This window comes from Bradyrhizobium yuanmingense (assembly GCF_029167105.1).
Classification (GTDB): domain Bacteria; phylum Pseudomonadota; class Alphaproteobacteria; order Rhizobiales; family Xanthobacteraceae; genus Bradyrhizobium; species Bradyrhizobium yuanmingense_A.
This window is the reverse complement of the sequence record NZ_JARFML010000007.1, coordinates 129,016-150,656: the sequence shown is the minus strand read 5'-3', so window position 1 is coordinate 150,656 and position 21,641 is coordinate 129,016. Positions and strand designations below refer to the sequence as shown.

The window sequence follows — 21,641 nt, the reverse complement described above, 5'->3', positions numbered from 1 at the left end:
TCGAAACCCGCTATCGTCATCGCTCCATGCAAACCGTGGGGGACGATATGGACGACGAGAAGCCGATCACCGAACAGGCGATGGAGACGATCACCACTGCCGTGGAAACGACCAAGGACGCGGCAGTCGCCGCAGTCAAGCAGGTGAAGAAAGCCGCCAAGAAGGTCGCGAAGAAAGTAGCGCCGAAGAAGGCGGCCAAGAAGAAAGCCAAAAAGGCTGCGAAGAAGACGACGAAGAAGGCCGCAAAGAAGTCGTCCAAGAAGGCGACGAAAAAGTCCGCAAAAAAGGCGGCCAAGAAAGCCGGCAAGTCGAAGAAGAAGGCCAAGAAGGCCAAGCGCTGATCGCACCGGAAGACGTCTCCGGGTGCGGGCGCGCCCGGAGACAGCCCGCACCTACTCTCGCCGCTTGCTCCGCGTTGAAGCGCTTCAGCGTTTCCGGCGAACTGCGCGCCGTCAGGACCGCCGATTGACGACGAAGACTGCTGCGGCGCAAAGCGCCATGCCCGCAATGGCAATCGCGTCCAGCGTTTCTCCGAACAGCAGATAGGCCATCAGAGCCGTGACGGCGGGAACCAGATAGAACAGGCTCGCGACCGAGGTTGCCGCGGCGTGGCGGATCAGCCAGTACAACAGCCCGATCGATCCGATCGAGAGCGCGACGGCGAGCCAAGCGAGTGCAAGCACGAACTCCCGCGTCCAGTGCACCACGCGATCCTCGAACAGGAAGGCGCCGACCGCGAAGAAGATGGTGACTGCCACATACTGCACGAGATTGCCGGCGCGCCAGTCGATGTGATTGCAATAGCGGCGCTGATAGAGCGTACCGAGCGTGATGCTGACCAGCGAGACCACCGAGGCGAGCCAGCCGAGCCCGGCTTCGCCGGTCATCGGGCGGTTGTGCAGAATCAGCACCACCCCACCGAGGCCGAGCAGGAGCCCAGCCCATTGCAGCAGTGTCACCTTTTCACCGAGCCAACGGTTGGCGATGGTCGAGGTCAGGATCGGCTGCAGGCCGGGAATCAGCGCGGATAGGCCGGCGGGAATCGAATGCGCGATCGCGATCGCGGTGCCGCCGAGATAGAAGCCGTGGACGAGGATGCCGGCGACCGCGCTGTGGGCGATGCCGACGCTATCAGGCCATTTCGGCCGCGCGATGCCTGCGATGATCGCCATCAGCCCGACCACGATCGCCATGCGGATAGCAAGGTAGGTCAGGGGATCGGCATTGTTGACGACGTATTTGGTGCCGATGAATCCGGTGCTCCAGAGCAGCACGAACAGGATCGGCGCGGCGCGGGCGGCCAGGGCTTCTTGATTATGGTTCATTGCCGCCCTCATTGCCCGACCCTCGGCCATGCGGCAATGCGAATTTCGTGGTGACGATATGCTGCGCTGCGACGGACGATCGCGGTGCGTCTCAGCCGCTCACCATTCTTCCGGGCAGGGATTGACGATCTTCCAGAGCTCGACGCCGTTCTTGATCTTCTTCATGTCGGTGGTGAGCCCGCCATTGCGACGAATCCAGTCCTTCACCGCGTCGGGGTAGTAGGACATGAGATCGGAGGTGCCCTCGGCGCTGGTGACCTTGATGCCGAAGGTGAACGCCTTGTCGTAATAGGCCTGGTGAAAGCCGAGGCTCGCGCGCGGCGTCACGCAGATCTTGTTCATCGGCACGATGCCGAGCACGAGCGTACAGGCCGAATTGCAGATACCGTCGATGATGACCCGCTCGCCCTTTTCGCGCACCCGCTTGTACTTGGCCTTGTACTCCTCGACATAGCCGCCGTGGTCGCGCGTGATGTGCAGCTCGGCGCGCGCCGGCGTGGCGGCGGCGAGGCAGAGCAACAGCAGACTCGGAAGCGTGATGCGCATGGCGAGATGACGGCGAGGGCCTTCAGGAATGTACCGGACTTGAGGGGCCGGAAATGCCCCCCGGGCCGGCGGCAGAATTCTTAACCGAATAGTCTTTGGTCATACTTGTGTGGGGAATTCGTTAAGCATCCCGAAAAGGCCAAAAATGGGCAGCTTTGGCCGCATCTCCGGCAATTCTGTCACACCCACCCGGAAATCTGCGGGACTGGCCTTGATTTCGGGCCTCCGGAGCGATGCTGCCCGCCCGAAATTGCTATACTCGGCTGACCCATTCGAGCAGGTTCCGGAGAATCGAGATGAGCAAGTTGACGCGTGTCGCCGCGGTTGCGGCCCTGACGGCTGCGGTCCTGGCCCCTGCCCTCGCGGAGGCGAACGGCCGCCACCGCTACCACCGCTCCTACGCCAACCCGCTGCCCTACCCGATCAGCTACCTGCACAATTACGGCCCGGGTATCACCCCCGGCACCTTCGCCTACTATGACGGCCCGGCGACCAACCACTGCTACCGCAGCGCGGCCGCTTATATTGGTCAGGACGGCCGGCGGCACCCCTGCTACTGAGGCGCCGCGGCCGCTGCGACTCCTCTATTTGGCGGCGCCCGACCGCAGCAATTGCTTCTCGATCTCGTAGACCGGCAGCTTGACGAGGTCCTTGCCGACCTCCCCCTGAAGCGCCTTGCGCAGCCCGTCCGAATAGTCGGCGCGAATCATGCCGAGCGCACGCGGCGAGGCCACCATGGTCAGGGCCGTGGTCTCACCGGAGCTGACGGCGGCATCGAGCCGGCCGGCCAGGCTCCGTAGAAAGGCGCGCTCGGCCTCGTCGTGCCAATCGGTCTGCTCGACGGTGCTGCGTGCACCGCCGGCTGCGCCATGTAACCGGCCCGGCGCGGCGGACCCTTGAGCGGCGGTCGCGGGATTGGGCTGCTCGTGCACCTCCCTGGTGTGGAGATTCGGAAACATCTCGTCGCCGAGGTTTTCCAGAATGAGCGCCTTGCGCCCGTCGCACACGACCAGCCAGTCACCCTTGTCCATTCTCATTTTGTCCATCGCAACTTCTCCTTCACACTTGCAGACGCCGCATCCGGCATCAGAGTTGTTCTTCGAATTCTTCGAAGGACTTGCCGAATTGCGCCATCGCCTCTTCCAGATAGTCTGCGAGCAGTGGCGTGCCGATCAGGTAGGAGGCGGTGCGCTGGTTGTGCGCCTGCGCAGCCTGAGCGCGCAGCTGACGCCAATCGGAGACATCACCGTCGCCGCGGCCAAGCCAAGTCAGCGCCACGAGATCGATCTGCTCGTCAACATTGAGAGCGCGGATGAAACCCACGAGCTCCGCACGGTCGGTGGTGTCGCCGCGCCCACCGCGGCCGTAGCTCATGTCGTCGTCGCCGAAGTCCAGGACGACGCCACCCCCGCTCGCTTCGGCGTCGGATCGGCGGGATTTCGAAATGACGAAGAACACCTTCTCCGGCGAGATCGACAGATCTGGAATGACTCGCATTCAGCTCACCTTGCCCGGCAGCAGGCACCACGCCGCTGCCATGGCGGCAACAGTAAGAGCCAAAGCATGCTTGCGAATTGCGCAGGATCAAGGTCAAGCCACGGCATGGCCTAACGGCCTATGCCCGCTCCCGAGCCGTGACGTAAGGGTCAGCTCGCCGAAGGTTTGTTCATCTGTATTACATTTCGGTTCGGCCACAATTTGATCAGAACAACCTCGATATCCTGCATCTCGTAAGCGGAGGAAGACATCATGAACCTCACGACTGGCCGATTGGCCGCGTTCCTGTTCGGCGCCCTCGTTGCATCGTCGACGGCATCCGCCATGCCCATCGCGCCTGCACCTGCGACACCGCAGGTCTCCGGCGTCGAGCAGGTCCGCATGGTCTGCGACGCCTGGGGACGGTGCTGGTGGCGGCCGAACTATTATGGCTACTACTACAGGCCACGGCCATATTATTACAGCCCGCGGTACTATGGGCCGCCGCGCTATTACGGGCCGCGCCATTATGGGTACTACGGCTATCGCCGCTGGTGACGTTTGAAGGGGCCTTCGGGCCCCTTCGCTTTTTCGAGATCATGTCTTGCGCAGTGGATCACTGGCCCGAAGCCGTTCATGTTTGATCTAGATCAAGGATGAGATCAGCCGAAAAAGTCACTTACGACGATTTAACCGATCGTGTTTCGGTGCCGTCAACATGAAGGTGCAGAGCGTCGAGAAACGGCGATGATCCAACCGACCTCATGGCATGATGCCCGCAATACTACGGCCTGAAATTCGGTTTACTGAAACTCGATAGTTCGCCATTGATGATGCAGCGACGTTCATTTGATTGTCTCATTTCAACGGCCGGCCAGAATCATGTTGTTCGACGACCTCGCTCCCTCCTCTGCGCTTCACCTGATCGGCTTCTCCGATGTCGATGCGTTTCGGCCGATTGAGACGATGGAGGATGCGAGGAGCATTCCGCTCGACATCCCGAACTTCGCGGCGGCCCGAGCCATCGTCTCCCTGCCGGCGTGCCGCATCATCGTGATGAGATCGTTCGCGCGGATCCTAGACACCGCCTATCGCATGCCGGGCGGGATGGTGATCCTGTCGATGACCGACGATCTTCAGGTCAACTTCAAAGGTGTGGATCTCGACGCCAGCTTCTTCGCTGCCCTCCACGGCAACGATGAGTGCCATTTCGTCGAGCCCCGGACCAATCATCACGCCATGATCATCTTCTCCCCCGAGCTGAGAGACCGGGGCTGGTTCGACCGCACCGACCATTTGCGCGCCCATGTCGCGAACCGGCCCGCCCTGCTCCACACCCGACAGCTCCTGTTCGATATCCTGCGCACCGCGTCAGTGCAGCCAGGCCTGTTCGAGACGACCGAGGTTGCGGCCCATCTGCAGGAAGGCCTGCTGCTCGCGCTCGACGATTTGTTTCGAATCGATTCGACGTCGGATCGGAGCACCTCGGTCCACAGCGAGCGGGCGATCAAGCTCGTGCAGCGCATCGACGACTACGTCGCTACCTATCCGACCGCGCCGATCTATACAGCCGATCTCGCCCGCGAGTTCGACGTCTCGATCCGTACGCTCGGCGGCGCCGTCAGCAAGGTGCGGGGCATGAGCCTGCACCAGTACATTCGCCTGAAGAGGCTGTGGGCGACCCGCGCCCGCCTCCTCAAGGGCGGCGTCACCGTGGCCACCTGCGCACGTGCCCAGGGCTTCCATCATCTCGGCGAATTTGCCGCAGCCTACCGCGCGATCTTCCACGAGGCGCCCTCCGACACTCTGGCACGCGGCCGGCAAAGCGGTGTCCGGGCAGGCTGATGGACGCCGGCCCTCGCGGTGGGTGACCCGGCATCCTCGCCGCTTTAGAACATATATGGAACAAGAGGACTGGCGCGCTCGGAAGGATTCGAACCTCCGACCCTCGGAATCGAAATCCGATGCTCTATCCAGCTGAGCTACGAGCGCCCCGGCCCGGGCAGCGGGCCGTCGAAATCCGCCGGCTGGCGCTGGCGAGGAGCCAGCACACCGACGGCATTCGGATCGGTTCGAATTAGCAGAGAGGCCGGCCAATAAAAAGCCCTTCCCGCCTCGATCGAGGCTGCCGAAGGCGCTGTTACCAGGTCGTGTTGAAGAGGCCGAAATGCGGCTGCTGAGCGACCAGCATCATGGGGCGGCCCGGCTGCGACGTCGGATAGGTCCTGGCGATCTTACGCTTGGGCTGAGCCTGGACCGGAGACGCTTGAGCCTGGGACGTCTGCGGCTGAACGGCCTCGGACTTCCTGGCTGCGGCAGTCCCGGCCCTCGGCGCTGGCGCGAACTGGGCGAAGGTCTCGCGCACCCGCGTCTTGGCCGACATCTCGGCCAAAGCCGGCGACAGGCTGTCCTGTACCGGTGGCTGGGGAGCCGCAACTGCGGCGGTCTGAACAGCGGGTGCGACAATCGTCGGCTGGCTGGTGTCGAGGACGACGCGCTCAGGCAGATGACGATCGGACCGGATTCGGATCAGCGGCTGGTCGTTACCTGCAGTCGCGACCACGTGCGCCACGGGCGGCGGCGCCGGGAAAACGACATTCGCCGCGAACAGCAGTGTGAGCAAAGCTCCACCGACAAAGATGAAATACCTAAAGATGGGCATTGGCCGCGCTCCGCCCCCCGCATCCCCGCGTGGGCTCTGCTCGCCTCAACAGGCGATCTTCCAATTGGTTCCTGCTCCAGCCGTTCGGTTCAAATGGTGATGCATGGTTTTCGGCCAAGGACCGCACAAGGTAACTTTTCAGCTACCGGGACAGGCCGCCTTCAAGCGCGGCGCGCTGCAACCAGGGAACATTTTGCCTGATCGGCATTCACGTTGACGAAACCGACAGGAATACGCACGAAGGTCTTGCGGCTCCTCATGCTGACCGGATCCGCCAGTACGCGGCTGCGGTCGGTCAGATGACTTCCGTCGCGCCGCGTGAAGGCGCAGACGATCTCGACATCTTTTACGGCATAGTCGTTGTCGTTTCGCAGCGTGAACGTCACCAGGGCTTTGGAGCCGAGGCCGCCGCGACGCCAGGTCTGTGATGAAATCCTGAGACGACCAAGTTCTGCTGTCGCCGGCGCCTGAGCTTCGGACACAGGTGAGGCTACTTTGGACGCATCGCCGGAGGGAGGCGCTTCAACAGCCGCCAGATCGGCCCTCACCGGCTCCGCACTGTTGCCCTTGGAGAGAGGTAGCAGCATCCAAATGCCGCAACCGACGATGATTGCCGCCAGCAGCCATAGAAGGCTTCGGCCAAATGAGACGCTCGCAATCGTCACGGCCCGTGCCAGTCGTTCGCCGGTGCCGGCGAAGCGCCCCAATCCGAGTCGGTCGAGCCTCGCATTCATGGTTGCACACCGATCGCGACCGCAAGCACCATCGAAGATGGATTTAGTCAGAGCTTACCTTAATTCGGGCGACGAACTAAGGTTCCCCCAAGTCATGCGAGTCGGCAACGGCGGTGGTGACGACCGGCGATACTGCTAGCATGCGCCATAGCATCGAAAAGACCCGTTGGGAGATTATGAAATGCCGTTCGCTGTCGCTTGGGATCACGTCCATCTGCGCAGCCCCGATCCGGAGGCCACCGCGGCCTGGCTGCAGGACATCCTTGGTGGCGAGATCGTGCGCGCGCCAGGACGAATCGACGTGAACCTCGGCGGAGCCAGGATCTTCATCGCGCCACTCGAGGGCGACAGCGCCGTCAGCCCGCCACCTCCGCACCCGCATCAGGGCCTCGACCATTTCGGCTTGACGGTAAAGGACATCGACGCGGTCGCCGCCGAGATCAAGGCCAAGGGTGTCACGTTTACGCGCGAGCCGACGACCATTCGTCCCGGCGTACGCATCTGCTTCATCCGCGGGCCCGAGGGCATCTCGATCGAGCTGCTCGAGCGCGACAAGAAATATACCTGACGCGACGGGGCGCCCCGCCGTCCAGGCATCCGAGCCGGCGACGACGTCACGCCCGAAGGCTAAGTCATGCTACCGGGCATAAAGCAGCGGATGGTGACCCCCATGTAGCCGTAGATCGGCCAGACCATGGTGCGTCCCACCCGGTTCGGCTCCGAGATCACGGCCTCCGCGGGCACGTCGACCCAGACGAGCTCCTGCTGCTGGCCATCGAGCGCATAGCCATAGCGCGGGACGCGAACGCGATAATGCCCGTCCTTGCTGTCCCAGTCGGAGTCCGAAAGCGCCGAACCGTCGGCATCGGAGCAGCAAGGCCCCTTGCCGCTGCGCAGACTGTCGAACCAGGCCTTCAATTCGGGATTGGTGTTTGCGAACTGCCCGCGGTCGCGCGCGTGCCCCGAGGGCGCCGCGAGCACGATCAAAGCCAAGGCGTAGACCAGCCTCGTCAGGGCTCGCCGGCGTATAGCATTCCCAGTCCGCCGCTGTTCGCTTTTGCAATTCGTGGGACGCGCACCGTACAAGCGCGGCTCATCGCCGCCGGAATCGATCCAGTTGGTCACGTTCGTCTTGCTCCAGCACCCCGCGGCCAGTGCAACAATGGTTATGCATTTCGCGGGCCAACTCTGATTCGCAACGTCGGGCCTCGCCTCACCATCAGAGCGTCATGATGCTGTCATGGACAAGCCCGGACAATTGCGGCTCGCAGGCCGCCGCGACCGGCCGGCAAACTGCCGCGTTGCGCGAGGAGATGGGCTTTGGCATAAAAGCGGGACCGGTTACGCCATTGGGCGATGGCGGCCGGCCTACGGGACGTTATGAAAAACGGCCTCTATTCAATTCACGTCACCCTGCTCGATGGTCGAGTCGGCAAGGGCAGCGGCGTGATTCTCTTCCGTGACGGCAAGATTCTCGGCGGCGATGCCTACCTCTATTACACCGGCAGTTACACGGTGAAGGACAACAACACCTTCAAAGGCGAGGTGCTGGTGCAACGGCACACCTCGCCTCGGGGCGATGACAATCCGCTGTTCGGCGGCCCTGCCCCGGTCGGGATCGGCGTCACCGGCACGTTCACGGATACGCGCGGACAGATGACCGGCACCGCGCTGGTCGGCAAGGCGAGCCAGATCTTCGGCGCGACGCTGCACAAGCTTGCCGACGTCGATTAATTATTCCGCGGCCTGTTCGAGCGGCGCCACACGCGGCAGGATCATCTGGATGCGCGTACCACCACCCGGTTCGGAATCGAGATCGAGCCGGCCACCGAGCCGGTTGGTGACGATGCTGTAGACGATGTGCAGCCCGAGGCCGGTGCCGCCTTGGTCGCGCCGCGTGGTGAAAAACGGATCGAAGGCGCGGCGGCGGACGTCGAGCGACATGCCGCAGCCGTTGTCGGAGAAGATGATCTCGACGTTGTCCTTGCCGGACTCGCGCACCTGAATCTCGATCGTGCCGGGCCTTCCGTCCGGAAAAGCGTGCGCCACCGAATTCAGGAACAGGTTGGTCAGCACCTGGCCGTACGGGCCGGGATAGCTGTTCATCGTCAGGTCCGGCTGACACTCGACGTTGAGCGTCAGATTGTGCTTACGCAGGCCCGGCCGCAGGCTCATCACCACCTGCTCGGTGAGGTCGCCGAGATCGAAAGTACGCTGATCCGAATAGTTGCGGTCGGCGGCGACCTGCTTGAACGACTGGATCAGCTCGGCGGCGCGGTTGAGATTGGAGACGAGCTGCGAGGACGCATCGCGGCTGGTGCTGAGGAAGTCGTTGAGCGTGGAGCGGCGCAGCTCGCCGCGCTCGACTTCGGCGGTGAACATGGCGGTCTTGCGCTCCAGCGCGGAGGCGACGGTGAGGCTGATACCGACGGGATTGTTGACCTCGTGGGCGACGCCGGCGACGAGGCGCCCGAGCGCGGCGAGTTTCTCGGCCTCGATCAGGGAGGCCTGGGTCTCGCGGAGATTGCGCAGCGCGGTTTCGGCGGCTTCCTTGGCCTTGCGCATCTCCTGCTCGCCCCGCTTGCGCTCGCCGATATCGAGCGCGACGGTCACGATCCGCTCGATCTCGCCCTCGGCGTCGAGCAGCGGCAACTTGTTGACCAGCCATTGCCGCATGTTGCCGGAGGCGTCCTGATACTCCTCCTCGTAGAAACCGAGACCTTTTCTAAGCTTGAGCACCCGCTTGTCGCTCTCGTCGGACTTGGATGCGCCGTAGCGCGACATCAGGTCGGCCGTGGTGCGGCCGAGCGCCTCGCCGGGCTCGATGCCGAAGATGCCGGCCATGTAGCGGTTCATCAGCACGTAGCGCAGGTCTCGATCCTTGACGTTGATCACCGCGGGCACGGTGTCGATAACCTGCTGCAGCAGGCGCCGGCCTTCGGCGATGGCCTCCTCCGCTCGCTTCTGGTCGGTGATGTCGCGCAGCGTGCCCTCGTAGCGGACAATGTTGCCCGCTTCGTCGCGCACGCCCGTGGCGCTGTCGGAGAGCCAGAGAATGTCGCCGCTGCGCTGGCGCACCTGATACTCGAACTCGCGCACCATGCCGTCGCGCGCCATCAGCCGCTGGTACTCGGTGCGCGCCTCGGGGTGGACGTAGATCGTGTGGGCGATATCGCTGATGCTGTCGATCAGCTGCTGCGGGCTGTCATAGCCCATCATGCGCGCCAGCGCGGGATTGGCGTTGAGGAGGTCACCGGCCGGCGTCGTCACGTAGATGCCGTCGATGGAGCCTTCGAACAGTTTTCGATAGCTCTCCTCGGCGAGGCGCTGCTCGGTGAGCGCGCGCACCGCCGCCTCGCGCGCGGTGTCGGCCTCCTCCAGCGCGCGGCGAAACACTTCGGCCGCCCGCGCAATGTCGCCGATCTCGTTGTCGAGGTCGGCGGACGGAATTGAGGCGTCTTTCCGGCCGGTTGCAAGCGCACGAATGGATCGCGCGATCTGGGCGAGCGGACGCACCGTCCTGCGCACCACGAACCACGCAGCGCCAATGCCGATGAGCACGCCGACCGTGCCGAGCACGATGCTCTGCCATCGCGCCTCGGTCAGCGTCCGGGCAAAGTCGCGCGACAGCACGTGGCCGCGCCGGGAGCTGACCTCGCGCAGCAATTCGGTGACGCGGCCGATCAGCCGGCCTTCCGTTCCCAGCACCTCGCGATCGATGTCGGCGATCTGCCGCTCGCGGACGGCGACGGCCATGATGGCCTCGGCATAGTCGTTCACCGCCGACTTCAGCTTGGCATCGCCGATATCGAGCCCCCGCATGCCCTGTGCGGCCTGCTCGGCCGCGGACGGGTTGCGCGCGAGCAGTCCGAGCGCGATCCGGCTCTGCGCCTCGGCCAGACGGAAGGCCAGCTCGCGGTCCGCGGCGTCTGCGACGGCTGCGTCGAACTGGTCGCGCAGCGGCGGCAGTCCGGCGAGCAGCTGGGCACGGCGGTCGATCAGGGTAGAGATCCGCTCGAGGCCGGTGCGATAGGTCGCAAGCCGCTCGGTGACCCCGTCGATCATGTCCTGCTGCTCGGGCGCGAGCTCGATGCGGGTCTTCTTCAGGATGTCGCTGAGCGTCGAGGCCGCCTCGCCGACCTGCTGGAACTGGACGCCGGCACCGGGATCCGTGACGAAGTCGCGCGCGGCAAGACGCAGTTCGTTCATGCGGCGATCGATGTCCTCGGCGAGATCGCCGACGCTCTGCAGCCGCTGCAGCTCGGCGAAGGTCGAATCGATGTGCCGGATCGCAATCACGCTCGCCGTCGAGGTGACGATGATTACCGCCAGCACCAACAGGAAGCTACCGAAGGTGAGCTGGCCGATGGAGAGCGAGAAGGTTCGCCTTTTCTCAGGGGACGGCGTCAATTCGGCGGACATTGGTGGTTTGAGGACCGGACTGCTGGAGGTCTAATATACGACGTATTCCTGCCCGGGGGGAACATGCCTCGGGACGCGGAATATCGTTAATATCAGGACCTGCCGCCCGCTTCAGCTTTACGACAGTTTGACGCTGGCCCCCCTGCGGGCCGGGATTCGTCGATACTTCGTTGCGCGTCGAAGTGTACTAGCCGACGGCCCCGACCTCGAATACCTCGCCGTCATAGCCGGCCTCGCGAGGGATGCGGAGCTGGCGGCCGGTTTCGGTCTTGGTCATCACCGGCATCACCGTGACGATCGACAGGCCGCGGGCGTGCTCCAGCGCCGCACTCACGCTTCCCTGCTTGGCGAGCCGGATCAGATTGCGCGTGGTCGGGAACGGCAGCTTGAAGCGGCCGCTCTCCCCGCCCTCCACCGCCTCGCGCGGCGAGATCCAGATCGAATCGGTGGACTCGCGGCCATCATGTGCGCCGAGCTGATCCGGCGGCGCGGCGGCCAGGAAAAACCAGGTGTCGAACCGCTTCGGCATGCCCTCCGGCGTGATCCAGTGCGCGTAAGGCACCAGCGTGTCGAGCGCGAGCTGGAGGCCGTTGTCGTCGAGGATCTTCAGAAAGCTGATCTTGTGCTCGTTGAGGGCGACGCGATGCGCGTCGGCGATCTCGCCGGCGCGCTTGGCGTCGATTGGCGCGCCGGTGTCCTTCGAGCGCGCCAGCAGGATCCCGCTCTCCTCAAAGGTCTCGCGAATCGCGGCGATCCGAAAGCCGCGGTCCGCTTCGCTGAGGCTTTCGCCGCCCGAATAGAGGTCGGCGCGGGCGACGATCTCCTTGTCGCCGGCATCGACACTGCCGCCGGGAAACACCAGCGCGCCCGAGTTGAACTCGATCTGATGATGGCGGACCATCATGAAGACCTCGATTTCCCGTGCGGCGCCGTCGCGCAGCAGGAGGATCGTCGAGGCCGGGCGTGATGCTGATGTCTCGGCCATGCAGCTAACCCGCGGCGCTGGATTGCGGGCCGAGATTGGCGCGCTTGTCGAAGCGGGCAACGCGCGACAAGAGATAATCAACCTCGGCCTTCGCCGTCGCCGTCATCGTCGCGCCGGGCTTGCGCTGCGCGCTCGAGGCGATAATGCCGCGCTTCTGCAGCACATATTTGCGCACGGTCAGGCCGACGCCGGGCTGCTGCTCGTAGCGGATCAGCGGCAGATGCGCATCGAAGATGTCATGCGCGGCGTCGCGCTTGCCGGCCTTGGAGAGGTTCACGACGTCGATCAGGAGTTCCGGGAAGGCGTAGCCGGTCATCGCGCCGTCGGCGCCGCGCTCCATCTCGAAGTCCAGGAAGGTGCCGCCATTGCCGCAGAGGATCGAGAGCGGACGGAGCGAACCGTCCTTCTGGAAGCCGCGCAGCGTCGAGATCTTCTCCAGGCCCGGCCAGTCCTCGTGCTTGAGCATCACGCAATTCGGATTGTCCATGACGATCTTGCGGATCACGGCGGGGGTGAACACGACCTGCAAGGTCAGCGGATAGTCCTGGAGCACCCAGGGCACATCAGGGCCGATCGCTTCCGCCGCCTGCTTGAAATAGCCGATGATCTGATCGTCGGTGCGAAGCGAGGGCGGCGGCGCGATCATGACGCCGGCCGCGCCCGCATCCATCGAGGCCTTGGCGAGCGAGCGCATGGTGGCAAAGCCCGGCGCGGAGACGCCGACGATCACCTGCATCTTCTTGGCGCGCTTGACATAGCGCACCGCCACCTGCTCGGCCTCGGCGGCGTCGAGCTTCGGAGCCTCGCCGAGAATGCCCAGCACCGTGACGCCGTCGCAGCGGACCTCCTCGTAGAAATCGGTCAGGCGGTCGATCGAGCGCTCGTCGATCCGGCCGTCGTCGTGGAACGGCGTCGGCGCGATTGCGAAAGTGCCCTTGGCGTCGGCGGTGAGTTTCATCGGGTCTCTCTGTCCTATCAATTGTCGTCATTCCGGGATGGCCCGAAGGGCCAGGCCCGGAATCCATAACCCCGGCTAGTGGTTATGGATTCCGGGCTCGCGACTTCGTCGCGCCCCGGAATGACAGTTTTGGCTAAAACCGCCGCGCCCCCATCTTGATCTGCTCCTCGGAGAAGAAGATCTCCTTGGCGTGATCGACGATGTCCCGGGCGTTCCAGCCCGAGTGCGGCGGCTTCCAGCCTTCCATCTCCATCATCCGCATCTCGCGCACGCCGCGGGGCCCGGACACGCCCAGCACCTTGCCGGTCTGGTCGCCCGACAAGTCGCTGACCATGTATAGCACGGCCGGCGCGATGCCGTCCGGCCCGAGCGCGGCGCCGGGGTTCTCCTTATAGCGGGGCAGGTCTGCGGTCATGCGGGTCAGGGCACCCGGGGCCAGCGTCCAGATCCGGATGTTGTACTTGCGGCCCTCGATCGCGAGCACGTTGGACAGGCCCCAGATGCCGCCTTTGGCCGCGCCGTAATTGGTCTGGCCGAAATTGCCGATCAGCCCTGACGTCGAGGAGGTGTTGACGATGACGCCGCCGCCGTTTTCCCGCATCCAGCGAAACACCGGCATGGTGCAACAAAAGGTACCCTTCAGATGGACCTTGATGACCTTGTCCCAGTCGCCCTCGCTGGCCTTGTGAAAGGTCTGGTCGCGCAAAATGCCGGCATTGTTGACCAGGATGTCGGCGCGGCCAAAGTGCTTGATGGCGTCGTCGAACACCGACTGGCCGCCTTCCATGGTGGAGATGTCGGCACCGTTGGCGACCGCCTTGCCGCCCTCGGCCTTGATCGCATCCACCACCTGCTGCGCCATGGACTTGTCGGCGCCGGAGCCGTCGCGGGGACCGCCGAGATCGTTGACGACGACCGAGGCCCCTTCCCGCGCGAACAGCTTTGCATAGGCCTCACCGAGCCCGCCGCCCGCGCCCGTGATCAGCGCGACCTTGCCGTCGAGTAGTCCCATGGTGGCGTCTCCCTGGTTTTGTTTTTTCTTACCTCGCCCCGCTTGCGGGGAGAGGTCGATCGCGTAGCGATCGGGTGAGGGGGTACAGGTCTCAATACCGTCCCGACTCGTGGTGAGAGCCCCTCACCCCACCCTCTCCCCGCAAGCGGGGCGAGGGAGACGACGGCAGTACCTTGTTGCTAACCCAGCACCGTCTTGCCGTTCTTGATCACCGTCACCCCGCGCGACTTCACCTTGGCTTCGAACGAGATCACGTTGCCGTCCTTCCAGAGGTCCATGGTCACGGTCTCGCCGGGATAGACCGGCGAGGAGAACCGCGCGACGTGCTGGCGGAAGGCGCTCGCATCGTAGTCGGCATAGGTCTGGAGCACGCCGCGGCAGGTGATGCCGTAGGTGCACATGCCGTGCAGGATCGGACGCGGGAAGCCGGCCTTATTGGCGAACTCGGGATCGGAGTGCAGCGGATTGCGGTCGCCGCAGAGGCGATAGACCAGCGCCTGGTCGGGGCGCGTGGTGATGTCGATGGTCTTGTCGGGCTCGCGCGATGGAATCTTGTGCGGATCCGGCTGGGTCAGGTTCGGCCCGCCGAAGCCGCCATCGCCACGGGCAAAGCGCGAGGCGACCAGGGTTGCGAGCTTCTCGCCCTTCTCGTTCTTCAGCACGGTCTGGTGAACGATGACCACGCCCTTGTCCTTGCCCTTGTCGTAGACTTCGAGCACCGAGGAGTCCGCGGTGATGTTGGCGGCTACCGGCAGCGGCTGGTGGAACGTGATGTCGCGCTCGCCGTCGACCACCATGACGCGGTTCAGATTCATCTCGCCCGGACCCGAGCCCCACGCAGCGACGGAGGCGAAGGTCGGCACCACCTTCAGCGGCCGCGGCGTGAACGTGCCCTCGTTGACGAAGGCGAGCTCGTTCTCGTCCATGGGATCGGCGCCGAGCCCGATGCCGTAGGCATAGAGCATGACTTCGCGATCGGTGTAGGCGTATTTCTGGCCGAGGTTTTTCAGGCCTTTGAGCTCTTCGTATCTGGCGGACATTCTTCTGGTTTCCTCTCGGTCTCTCCGCGAGCAGCGGCGCCCGTTGATGTGCCCCCTCCCCTTGGAGAGGGCCGCACCGCCCTTGCAACAAACTCACTCGGGTGAGGGGTTGGCTCCGCAGTGGCACTTCTCGTGTGGAGAGAGACCCCTCACCCGGCAGCCTTCGGCTGCCATCCTCTCCCACAAGGGGAGTGGGTTACATCTTGCTTCGCGTCAGGCGATCGTGAAAAACGGCAGCGGGGCGCCGTCGGTCGGCTTGAACACCACCTTCACCTTCTGGCCGATCTTGAGCTTCTCGAGATCGCAGTCGACGAAATTGGTCTGCACAGACGGTCCCTCCTTCAGCGTGACGTAGCCGATGGCGTAAGGACCGGTCGGCGATTTCCGCATCAGGCTGTAGGTATAGATCGTGCCCTCGCCGGAAGCCTCTTCCCACACCGTCTTGTCGGAGTAGCAGAACGGGCAGATCGAACGCGGGAAGTAATGCGCTTCGCCGCAGGCGGTGCAGCGCTTGATCATGAACTTGCCCTCTTTCGCCGCGTCCCAGAACGCTGATGTCTCGGGATTCGTCACCGGGGCCGGATACTTTTTCACTTCGCTCATCACACGCGCTCCAGAATGGCGGTCGAGGCGGCGTGGCGAACACCCAAGAGGCCGCCGGTGCCGTGGGCGATGGCGAGATCGCAGTTCTTGACCTGCACCTTCGGATGCGCCTCGCCGCGCAGCTGCCTGACGGCCTCGAGGATCTTGGTCATGCCGCCGCGGTTGACGGGATGGTTGCTGCACAGACCGCCGCCGTCGGTGTTGAACGGCAGCTTGCCGACGCCCGAGATCAGGTTGCCGTCGGCGACGAACTTGCCGCCCTCGCCCTTCTTGCAGAAGCCGAGGTCTTCCAGCTGCATCAGCACCGTGATGGTGAAGCTGTCATAGATCGAGGCGTATTTGATGTCCTTCGGCGTGATGCCGGCTTCCTCGAACGCGCGCGGGCCGGACCAGACGCCGGCGGAGTACGTGAGATCGAGATCCTTGCCGCCGCGCGGGCCCTTCATGGCCTCGCCATGGCCGATCAGGCGCACCAGCGGCTTCTTCAGGCTCTTGGCGATCTCGGGCGTCGTCACGATCAGCGCGCCGCCGCCGTCGGAGACGACGCAGCAATCCATGCGATGCAGGGGATCGGAGATCATCGGCGAGTTCAGGACATCCTCGACGGTGACGACGTCCTTGAGCATCGCATGCGGATTGTATTGCGCATGATGCGAGGCCGCGACCTTGATCCAGGCGAGCTGCTCGGAGGTGGTGCCATAGTCGTGCATGTGGCGCATGGCACACATGCCATAGGCATTGTGCGTGGTCGCCCCGTAAGCGGTCTCGAAATCGACCTCGGCGCCGGAACCGCGCGGCGGCATCGCGCCGGTGCGCGGCTTGCCGGCGAGCGTCACGAGCGCGATCGAGCATTTGCCCGCGGCGATCGCCTCGGCGGCATGGCCGAGATGGATGATGTAGGAGCAGCCGCCGGTCTCGGTGGAATCAATGTGGCGAAGCTTCTTGGTGTTCAGGCCGAGATAGTCGACCATCGGCCAGGCGCCGCCGGGCGCGTCACCCGCGCAGAAATAGCCGTCGATATCGTCCTTGCTGATCCCGGCATCCTCGATCGCGCCCTTGGCGACCTCAGCGTGGAGCTGGGCGGTGGATTTGTCCGGCGCATGCCGGGTCGGGTGTTCGTAGATCCCGGCAATGTAGGCCTTGCCCTTGATGGTCAAACTTCAGTCTCCGCTCGCGTCTCGTTCGTGGCTCTTTTTTGGCTCTTTTTTCTGAACCGCACCGGGCTGATTGGCAAGCGCGGAAATATTCCGCCCCGCGAGAGGGCGGCGGATTAGCGCGAGTGGAGCACATCCGAAATCCGGGCCTCGGATAACAAGCGAACCTGCCCGCCGCGTCGTCATTGCGAGGAGCCCTTGCGACGAAGCAATCCAGAGCCCTCCGTGGAAAGATCCTGGATTGCTTCGCTCCGCTCGCAATGACGGAGTTCGCGGCTACTACCGACGTCGCTCTTTCCACCCGCAACTGAGAATCACAGACACACGCCCGCATCCTCGCGGCGCATCTCGCCCGAGTTTTGCTCCCGTCTGGCTCCCTCCTTGAACAGAGGGCGCAGGGAAGACCGGGTGCCGGCTGGCACCCACGGTCCGCTGTGCGCGAATTGCGCGAAGAACAGATGCACAGCGGCATACAGGTGAAGCCCAACATCCGGCCTTCCCTGCGCAGTGGCTCTACGGCTTATGTCGCGCTCTCCCCGGGGAGCGATGCACTATTGCCCCCGTCGCCTTGCGAGGGACCCGCAAGACTTGACGCACAGACCCCGGGCGTCAGGACCACACGATTTTGCCGTACGCGAGACCGCGCCTGTCGTGCGCGCGAAAGACTCGCGCGACGCAGCCCGCGTCCACCGCCGCTCACCCCGCGTTTCGTGACGATCGCGATACGCCCCTCTGAGAGGGATGAGGTGGCGGACAGATACGATAATTCCGAATTTCGGTAAAGCGGAATGTTTTCGCGCCAGTGGATTGACCCAGGCGTGGGTGTTTTGCCCGACGGGCGATACAAGGGACGGTGTCGTAGGGTGGGTTAGCCGAAGGCGTAACCCACCGCTTTGCTCTCAGCGGAGGCGGAAGCGGTGGGTTACGCCTCGCGAACGCGCTTCGCGCATTCACAAGGCTAACCCACCCTACAGGACCTACGAGAGCGCCCTACTCCGCCGCGATCTGCCTGGGCGCCGGCGGCGGGCCCGCGAGGTCGGCGGCGAGCTGGGCGTAGCGGGCCTTGGCGTCGTGTACGGCCTTCTCCTTGACGGGGCCGTAGCCGCGGATGCGGTCGGGCAGCGAGAGCAATTCGACCGCGGTATCGATCGTGAGCGGCGACAACAGGCCGAGCACCGTTGCGACGTCCTTCTCGTAGCCGGCGATGAGGTCGCGCTCGAGCTTGCGGTCGGCGCTGCGGCCGAAGATGTCGAGCGGCGTGCCGCGCAGGAACTTGAACTTGGCCAGCACGCGGAAGACCTTCAGCATCCACGGGCCGAAGGCGCGCTTCTTGGGACGGCCGAGCGCATCGACGCCACGGCTGAGGATCGGAGGTGCCAGATTGAAGTTGAACTTGAAGTCGCCCTCGAACTGGTCGCGGAGCTGCTGCTCGAAGGCGCCGTCGGTGTAGAGGCGCGCGACCTCGTACTCGTCCTTGTAGGCCAGGAGCTTGGCGTAGTTCACCGCGACCGCGCGCGGCAGCGCATCGCCATAGCCGCCCTTCGCCGCGGCGTCGCGGACCTGGTCGACGAGCTTGCGATAGCGCTTGGCGAGACGAGCGTTCTGGTAGGCGGTCAGATGCTTGGCGCGGTGCTCGATGACCTCGTCCAGCGTCATCGCGTCAAGCGTCTTCGGCGCGACCACCTCGTCCGAGCCCTTCAGCATGTCGGCAAGACGCTTGGGATCGGCGACTGCGAGACGGCCGAGGCGGAAGGCTTCCTTGTTCATCTTGATCGAGACGCCGTTGACCTCGATCGCCTGCTCGATTGCTTCCGCGGAGAGCGGCAACAGGCCCTTCTGATAGGCATAGCCCATCATCATCATGTTGGTGGCGATGGCATCGCCGAGCAGCTGCTCGGCAGGCTTGGTGAAGTCGAAGAACACCGAATCCTTGTGCAGCGCGGTTTCCAACAGCCCGTTCAGCTTGCGGGTCTGGAAATTGAAATCGCGGTTGAGGATGAAGTCGGCGGTCGGGATCACGTGGCTGTTGATGATGCCGCGGGTGCGGCTGGTATCGCAAAGGGTGATCGTGTCCTTGGCGACGGCGACGACTTCGTCGGCGGCGAGCACGAGATCGGCCGTGCCGGTGACGATGCGCGAACAGGTCACCTCGGCCGGATGATCCGACAGGCGGACATGGCTGAGCACCGCCCCGCCCTTTTGCGCGAGGCCCGACATGTCGAGGATCATCGAGGCCTTGCCCTCGATATGGGCGGCCATGCCGAGCAGCGCGCCGATGGTGAGCACGCCGGTGCCGCCGACGCCGCCGACGGCAATGTTGTAGGGCTTGTCGAGCGTCGGGCGTGAGGCCGGCTCGGGCAGCGCGCCGATCTCGGCGAGCTCGGCTGGCGCGCGGTGGCGTGGCGCGCCGCCGTCGATGGTGACGAAGGACGGACAGAATCCCTTCAGGCAGGAATAGTCCTTGTTGCAGGACGACTGGTTGATGGCGCGCTTGCGGCCGAACTCCGTCTCCAGCGGCTCGACCGAGATGCAGTTCGACTGCACCGAGCAATCGCCGCAGCCTTCGCAGACGGCCGGATTGATCATGACGCGGCGCGCCGGATCCTCCATCAGGCCGCGCTTGCGGCGGCGGCGCTTCTCGGCGGCGCAGGTCTGCACGAACACGATCGCCGAGGTGCCCTTGAACGCGCGGCACATCTTCATGACGTTGTCGAGCTCGTCGCGGTGATACTTCTTCACGCCCGGTGCGATGGTATCGGCCGGGTAAGCGTCGGGGTTTTCCGAGACCAGATAGAGCTCGCGGATGCCTTCGGCGTAAAGCTGCTGGGTGATCTGTTGCGGCGAGAGATCGCCGTCATGACGCTGGCCGCCGGTCATGGCCACCGCGTCGTTGTAGAGGATCTTGTAGGTGATGTTGGCCTTGGAGGCGATCGCCTGGCGGATGGCGAGAATGCCGGAGTGGAAGTAGGTGCCGTCGCCGAGATTGGCGAAGATGTGGTTCTCGTTGGTGAAAGGCGCGATGCCGACCCAAGGCACGCCCTCGCCGCCCATATGCGTGAACGTCTCGGTCGAGCGGTCCATCCACAGCGCCATGAAGTGGCAGCCGATGCCGGCAAGCGCGCGGCTGCCTTCGGGGACTTTCGTCGAGGTGTTGTGGGGGCAGCCGGAGCAGAAATACGGGGTTCGGGACACAGGGGCGACCGCCTGCATCTGGGTCGCCTGGCGGCCGTTGAACCAGTCGGCCTTGGCGCGGAGCATCGAAGCGATCTCGGGGTTGAGATCAAGTCGAAGCAGACGCTCGGTCAGCGAGGTCGCGAGCGAAGCGACGGTGAGCTCGGCGGCGAAGGTCAGGAAGCGCTTGTCGTGCTCGTCCATCTTGCCGACGATGCGCGGGCGCACGTCGTCGCGCCAGTTGAACAACACCTGCTTGACCTGGTTCTCGACGATCTCGCGCCGCTCCTCGACGATGAAGATCTCTTCCAGTCCGACCGCGAATTCATGCACGCCCTCCGGCTCGAGCGGCCAGGGCATGCCGATCTTGTAGAGGCGAAGGCCGATTCGAGCGGCGACCTCCTCGGTGATGCCGAGCTCGCGCAGCGCCTGGCGCACGTCCTCGTAGCTCTTGCCCGAGGCCATGATGCCGAAGCGGGCGTTCGGCGAATCCATGGTGACGCGATTGACCTTGTTGGCGCGCGCAAAGGCGATGGCGGCAAAGCCCTTGTAGTCCTGCAGGCGGCGGTCCTGCTCGAAGCGGTCGTCGGGCCAGCGCAGGTTGAGGCCGCCGGGGGGCAGCTCGAAATCGGTGGGGATGATGAAGGGCTTCATCTCGTCGGTGAGGTCGATCTCGGCGGTGGTCTCCACCGTCTCCGTGATCACCTTCATGCCGACCCAGCAGCCGGAATAGCGCGACATCGCGATGCCGAGCAGGCCCATCTCGATCATCTCGTGGATGCTCGAGGGATAGAGATACGGCATCAGCGCCGACATGAAGGCATGGTCGGACTGATGCGGGACGGTGGAGGATTTCGCACCGTGGTCGTCGCCGGCAAGGCAGAGCACGCCGCCGTTCTTGGCCGAGCCCGCGGCGTTGCCGTGACGGAACACGTCGCCGCAGCGGTCGACGCCCGGGCCCTTGCCGTACCAGATGCCGACCACGCCGTCGTATTTGGCGCCGGGCGAGAGGTTGAGCTGCTGCGAGCCCCACACCGCTGTCGCGGCGAGGTCCTCGTTCACCCCGGGCTGGAACTTGATGTTGTACTGCTCGAGATGCTTGCGGGCGGCGAAGAGCTGCTGGTCGTAGCCGCCGAGCGGCGAGCCGCGATAGCCGGAGATGAAGCCTGCGGTGTTGAGGCCGTTGGCGCGGTCGCGCCGAATCTGGGCCATCGGCAAGCGGACCAGGGCCTGGATGCCCGTGGTGAAGACGTGTCCGGTCTGCTGGGTGTACTTTTGATCGAGACTGATCGGACCCTGGTTGATGCCCATGCTGTCCTCGCTTGCGCCCTGTTCAGGTCTTGCTGACTTAAGTCGTTGCCTGCCCGTTCTTTTTAGCTAGGGCGCGCCGACCACCTCCGCCACTCTATGTCGGATATTTCATGCTCCGCATCACAAAATTGGACCAAAGGAGGCCTCGGGTAAAAATCGCAATTTCGTGGCCTGAAACACGTTGGCGATTTTCAGTTTGTGTCACCATACCCCCATCGTTGCGAAATGAATCGACGCCTCCC

Annotated in this window: 21 protein-coding genes and 1 tRNA gene; 6 read left to right on the top strand and 16 right to left on the bottom strand. The window is 64.2% G+C overall.

Going from position 1 to position 21,641, the window contains the following annotated elements; genetic code table 11:
* The first annotated feature begins 47 nt into the window (after positions 1 to 47).
* Entirely contained in the window at positions 48 to 341 is a 294-nt protein-coding gene (locus P0R31_RS11710; RefSeq protein WP_275498884.1) for a histone, read from the top strand.
* Between the two features lie 111 nt (positions 342 to 452).
* On the opposite strand, the gene P0R31_RS11705 is transcribed toward P0R31_RS11710, so the two are convergent.
* Positions 453 to 1,325, bottom strand: a complete 873-nt coding sequence (locus P0R31_RS11705; RefSeq protein WP_275514180.1) for a DMT family transporter — start codon at positions 1,323 to 1,325, stop codon at positions 453 to 455.
* Between the two features lie 99 nt (positions 1,326 to 1,424).
* Positions 1,425 to 1,871: a hypothetical protein gene (locus P0R31_RS11700; RefSeq protein WP_275514179.1), complete on the bottom strand. Its 447-nt coding sequence runs from the start codon at positions 1,869 to 1,871 to the stop codon at positions 1,425 to 1,427.
* A gap of 296 nt (positions 1,872 to 2,167) precedes the next feature.
* Here P0R31_RS11700 and P0R31_RS11695 point away from each other — a divergent pair, with 296 nt between their 5' ends.
* A complete protein-coding gene (locus P0R31_RS11695; RefSeq protein ID WP_036041425.1) occupies positions 2,168 to 2,431 on the top strand; it encodes a hypothetical protein in 264 nt (87 codons plus the stop codon).
* Between the two features lie 24 nt (positions 2,432 to 2,455).
* Here P0R31_RS11695 and P0R31_RS11690 read toward each other — a convergent pair whose 3' ends face one another.
* On the bottom strand, positions 2,456 to 2,917 hold the full coding sequence (locus P0R31_RS11690; RefSeq protein WP_275514178.1) for a host attachment protein: 462 nt from the start codon (positions 2,915 to 2,917) through the stop codon (positions 2,456 to 2,458).
* Between the two features lie 40 nt (positions 2,918 to 2,957).
* Entirely contained in the window at positions 2,958 to 3,368 is a 411-nt protein-coding gene (locus P0R31_RS11685; RefSeq protein ID WP_275514177.1) for a DUF3775 domain-containing protein, read from the bottom strand.
* Positions 3,369 to 3,620: 252 nt separating this feature from the next.
* Here P0R31_RS11685 and P0R31_RS11680 point away from each other — a divergent pair, with 252 nt between their 5' ends.
* Positions 3,621 to 3,905, top strand: a complete 285-nt coding sequence (locus P0R31_RS11680) for a hypothetical protein (protein ID WP_275514176.1) — start codon at positions 3,621 to 3,623, stop codon at positions 3,903 to 3,905.
* Positions 3,906 to 4,229: 324 nt separating this feature from the next.
* The gene (locus tag P0R31_RS11675; RefSeq protein WP_275514175.1) at positions 4,230 to 5,192 is read left to right on the top strand and encodes an AraC family transcriptional regulator; all 963 of its coding nucleotides are present in this window, start codon (positions 4,230 to 4,232) and stop codon (positions 5,190 to 5,192) included.
* 70 nt (positions 5,193 to 5,262) lie between these two features.
* On the opposite strand, the gene P0R31_RS11670 is transcribed toward P0R31_RS11675, so the two are convergent.
* The 3 genes from P0R31_RS11670 to P0R31_RS11660 all read right to left on the bottom strand — a co-directional run bounded on the left by P0R31_RS11670 (position 5,263) and on the right by P0R31_RS11660 (position 6,743).
* Positions 5,263 to 5,339 (bottom strand) — tRNA-Arg (locus tag P0R31_RS11670).
* Between the two features lie 148 nt (positions 5,340 to 5,487).
* Positions 5,488 to 6,009, bottom strand: a complete 522-nt coding sequence (locus tag P0R31_RS11665) for a hypothetical protein (protein WP_275514174.1) — start codon at positions 6,007 to 6,009, stop codon at positions 5,488 to 5,490.
* Positions 6,010 to 6,170: 161 nt separating this feature from the next.
* Positions 6,171 to 6,743 (bottom strand): hypothetical protein, encoded by a 573-nt coding sequence (locus P0R31_RS11660; protein WP_275514173.1) that lies wholly within the window; start codon positions 6,741 to 6,743, stop codon positions 6,171 to 6,173.
* Between the two features lie 181 nt (positions 6,744 to 6,924).
* Here P0R31_RS11660 and P0R31_RS11655 point away from each other — a divergent pair, with 181 nt between their 5' ends.
* Positions 6,925 to 7,311, top strand: coding sequence for a VOC family protein (locus tag P0R31_RS11655; protein WP_036011159.1), 387 nt, complete (start codon positions 6,925 to 6,927; stop codon positions 7,309 to 7,311).
* 59 nt (positions 7,312 to 7,370) lie between these two features.
* On the opposite strand, the gene P0R31_RS11650 is transcribed toward P0R31_RS11655, so the two are convergent.
* Positions 7,371 to 7,868, bottom strand: coding sequence for a hypothetical protein (locus tag P0R31_RS11650; RefSeq protein WP_275514172.1), 498 nt, complete (start codon positions 7,866 to 7,868; stop codon positions 7,371 to 7,373).
* Positions 7,869 to 8,123: 255 nt separating this feature from the next.
* Between P0R31_RS11650 and P0R31_RS11645 the strand changes: the two genes are divergently transcribed.
* Positions 8,124 to 8,477, top strand: coding sequence for a GrlR family regulatory protein (locus P0R31_RS11645; protein WP_275514171.1), 354 nt, complete (start codon positions 8,124 to 8,126; stop codon positions 8,475 to 8,477).
* On the opposite strand, the gene P0R31_RS11640 is transcribed toward P0R31_RS11645, so the two are convergent.
* The 8 genes from P0R31_RS11640 to P0R31_RS11605 form a co-directional block, all read right to left on the bottom strand.
* Positions 8,478 to 11,165: a PAS domain S-box protein gene (locus P0R31_RS11640; protein WP_275514170.1), complete on the bottom strand. Its 2,688-nt coding sequence runs from the start codon at positions 11,163 to 11,165 to the stop codon at positions 8,478 to 8,480. It abuts the gene before it with no gap.
* 187 nt (positions 11,166 to 11,352) lie between these two features.
* Complete coding sequence (locus P0R31_RS11635; RefSeq protein ID WP_275514169.1) at positions 11,353 to 12,150, bottom strand: NUDIX hydrolase; 798 nt, start codon at positions 12,148 to 12,150, stop codon at positions 11,353 to 11,355.
* Between the two features lie 4 nt (positions 12,151 to 12,154).
* Entirely contained in the window at positions 12,155 to 13,108 is a 954-nt protein-coding gene (locus tag P0R31_RS11630) for a dihydrodipicolinate synthase family protein (RefSeq protein WP_275514168.1), read from the bottom strand.
* A gap of 133 nt (positions 13,109 to 13,241) precedes the next feature.
* Positions 13,242 to 14,120, bottom strand: coding sequence for an SDR family oxidoreductase (locus P0R31_RS11625; RefSeq protein ID WP_275514167.1), 879 nt, complete (start codon positions 14,118 to 14,120; stop codon positions 13,242 to 13,244).
* Positions 14,121 to 14,299: 179 nt separating this feature from the next.
* The gene (locus tag P0R31_RS11620; protein ID WP_275514166.1) at positions 14,300 to 15,160 is read right to left on the bottom strand and encodes a MaoC family dehydratase; all 861 of its coding nucleotides are present in this window, start codon (positions 15,158 to 15,160) and stop codon (positions 14,300 to 14,302) included.
* 213 nt (positions 15,161 to 15,373) lie between these two features.
* Positions 15,374 to 15,763, bottom strand: a complete 390-nt coding sequence (locus P0R31_RS11615; RefSeq protein WP_275514165.1) for a Zn-ribbon domain-containing OB-fold protein — start codon at positions 15,761 to 15,763, stop codon at positions 15,374 to 15,376.
* The gene (locus P0R31_RS11610; protein WP_275514164.1) at positions 15,763 to 16,920 is read right to left on the bottom strand and encodes a thiolase domain-containing protein; all 1,158 of its coding nucleotides are present in this window, start codon (positions 16,918 to 16,920) and stop codon (positions 15,763 to 15,765) included. Before P0R31_RS11610 ends, P0R31_RS11615 begins: the two co-directional genes overlap by 1 nt.
* 987 nt (positions 16,921 to 17,907) lie before the next feature.
* Entirely contained in the window at positions 17,908 to 21,399 is a 3,492-nt protein-coding gene (locus P0R31_RS11605) for an indolepyruvate ferredoxin oxidoreductase family protein (RefSeq protein ID WP_275514163.1), read from the bottom strand.
* Positions 21,400 to 21,641: the final 242 nt, after the last annotated feature.

What these genes read in the sequence shown, in the direction of transcription:
- P0R31_RS11710 (WP_275498884.1), top strand. Translation starts at nt 48, where the DNA reads ATGGACGACGAGAAGCCGATCACCGAACAGGCGATGGAGACGATCACC.
- P0R31_RS11705 (WP_275514180.1), bottom strand. Translation starts at nt 1,325, where the DNA reads ATGAACCATAATCAAGAAGCCCTGGCCGCCCGCGCCGCGCCGATCCTG.
- P0R31_RS11700 (WP_275514179.1), bottom strand. Translation starts at nt 1,871, where the DNA reads ATGCGCATCACGCTTCCGAGTCTGCTGTTGCTCTGCCTCGCCGCCGCC.
- P0R31_RS11695 (WP_036041425.1), top strand. Translation starts at nt 2,168, where the DNA reads ATGAGCAAGTTGACGCGTGTCGCCGCGGTTGCGGCCCTGACGGCTGCG.
- P0R31_RS11690 (WP_275514178.1), bottom strand. Translation starts at nt 2,917, where the DNA reads ATGGACAAAATGAGAATGGACAAGGGTGACTGGCTGGTCGTGTGCGAC.
- P0R31_RS11685 (WP_275514177.1), bottom strand. Translation starts at nt 3,368, where the DNA reads ATGCGAGTCATTCCAGATCTGTCGATCTCGCCGGAGAAGGTGTTCTTC.
- P0R31_RS11680 (WP_275514176.1), top strand. Translation starts at nt 3,621, where the DNA reads ATGAACCTCACGACTGGCCGATTGGCCGCGTTCCTGTTCGGCGCCCTC.
- P0R31_RS11675 (WP_275514175.1), top strand. Translation starts at nt 4,230, where the DNA reads ATGTTGTTCGACGACCTCGCTCCCTCCTCTGCGCTTCACCTGATCGGC.
- P0R31_RS11665 (WP_275514174.1), bottom strand. Translation starts at nt 6,009, where the DNA reads ATGCCCATCTTTAGGTATTTCATCTTTGTCGGTGGAGCTTTGCTCACA.
- P0R31_RS11660 (WP_275514173.1), bottom strand. Translation starts at nt 6,743, where the DNA reads ATGAATGCGAGGCTCGACCGACTCGGATTGGGGCGCTTCGCCGGCACC.
- P0R31_RS11655 (WP_036011159.1), top strand. Translation starts at nt 6,925, where the DNA reads ATGCCGTTCGCTGTCGCTTGGGATCACGTCCATCTGCGCAGCCCCGAT.
- P0R31_RS11645 (WP_275514171.1), top strand. Translation starts at nt 8,124, where the DNA reads ATGAAAAACGGCCTCTATTCAATTCACGTCACCCTGCTCGATGGTCGA.
- P0R31_RS11640 (WP_275514170.1), bottom strand. Translation starts at nt 11,165, where the DNA reads ATGTCCGCCGAATTGACGCCGTCCCCTGAGAAAAGGCGAACCTTCTCG.
- P0R31_RS11635 (WP_275514169.1), bottom strand. Translation starts at nt 12,150, where the DNA reads ATGGCCGAGACATCAGCATCACGCCCGGCCTCGACGATCCTCCTGCTG.
- P0R31_RS11630 (WP_275514168.1), bottom strand. Translation starts at nt 13,108, where the DNA reads ATGAAACTCACCGCCGACGCCAAGGGCACTTTCGCAATCGCGCCGACG.
- P0R31_RS11625 (WP_275514167.1), bottom strand. Translation starts at nt 14,120, where the DNA reads ATGGGACTACTCGACGGCAAGGTCGCGCTGATCACGGGCGCGGGCGGC.
- P0R31_RS11620 (WP_275514166.1), bottom strand. Translation starts at nt 15,160, where the DNA reads ATGTCCGCCAGATACGAAGAGCTCAAAGGCCTGAAAAACCTCGGCCAG.
- P0R31_RS11615 (WP_275514165.1), bottom strand. Translation starts at nt 15,763, where the DNA reads ATGAGCGAAGTGAAAAAGTATCCGGCCCCGGTGACGAATCCCGAGACA.
- P0R31_RS11605 (WP_275514163.1), bottom strand. Translation starts at nt 21,399, where the DNA reads ATGGGCATCAACCAGGGTCCGATCAGTCTCGATCAAAAGTACACCCAG.